1 protein-coding gene is annotated in these 479 nt (G+C 73.5%); it reads left to right on the forward strand.

What is annotated here, in order from left to right; all coding sequences use genetic code 11:
• Positions 1-139: 139 nt before the first annotated feature.
• On the forward strand, positions 140-479 hold a 340-nt coding region (locus AC5RWQ_RS30370), incomplete at its 3' end, for an SDR family oxidoreductase (RefSeq protein WP_494286026.1).

A 479-nucleotide genomic window follows, 5' to 3' on the forward strand; every position in this document is an offset into this window, starting at 1 on the left:
GTCCCCTCTCCTCCTGCCCCGACTTGCGAAGTGGGGGCGTCCCCGCTTAGCTTACACAACCGGAGGCGCCCCCACTTACAGCTCGGCGGCGCCACGACGCCGGACCGCACGCGGCCCGGCCCGCGAGAGGACACCGATCATGTCGGGCATTGAGGGCAAAGTCATCGCGATCACCGGCGCCAGCAGCGGCATCGGCGAGGCCACCGCGGTCCACCTGGCCGCGAGGGGCGCCAAGCTGGTGCTCGGGGCCCGGCGCGAGGACCGGCTGAACACCGTCGTCGACGGCATCACGGCCGGCGGCGGCAGCGCCGTCGGCGTCGTCGTCGACGTCACGCGCCGCGAGGACCTGCGGCGCCTGACGGACACCGCCGTCGACCGCCACGGCCGCCTCGACGTGCTGGTCTCCAACGCGGGCACCATGGCCGTGTCCCCCTTCGACGACCTGCGCCAGGACGACTGGGACGCCATGGTCGCCACTC

It is taken from the genome of Micromonospora sp. BS32, from assembly GCF_059089345.1.